General features: G+C 64.9%; 2 protein-coding genes. Both read left to right on the top strand.

The window, feature by feature from the left end; genetic code table 11:
• Window positions 1-13: 13 nt before the first annotated feature.
• Window positions 14-106, top strand: coding sequence for an uL30 family ribosomal protein (locus AC1DY7_RS31470; protein ID WP_477497674.1), 93 nt, complete (start codon window positions 14-16; stop codon window positions 104-106).
• Between the two features lie 22 nt (window positions 107-128).
• Window positions 129-365, top strand: a 237-nt coding sequence (gene rplO, locus AC1DY7_RS31465; protein WP_477497673.1) for a 50S ribosomal protein L15, incomplete at its 3' end; no start/stop codon positions are given.

Here is a 365-nt window from a genome sequence, read left to right as displayed (position 1 = left end):
CGGCCTCAACAAGATGCACAAGCAGCGCACGCTGGAGGACACTCCTTCGGTGCGCGGCATGATCGCTGCCGTCCAGCATCTCGTCCGCGTCGTGGACGAGGGCTGAGCAAAAGCGCAGGAGAACCCAGATGAAACTCAACGATCTGCGTGACAAGGACGGCGCGACGCACTCCAAGAAGCGTCTCGGCCGTGGCATCGGCTCCGGCTCGGGCAAGACCGGCGGTCGCGGCGTCAAGGGCCAGAAGGCGCGCTCCGGCGTCGCCATCAACGGCTTCGAGGGTGGCCAGATGCCGCTCTACCGGCGTCTGCCGAAGCGTGGCTTCAACAACATCTTCGCCAAGAGCTTTGTCGTCGTGTCGCTGGCC

The organism is Mycobacterium sp. P2_H7, assembly GCF_056403275.1.
This window is presented reverse-complemented; position numbering and strand designations above follow the sequence as displayed.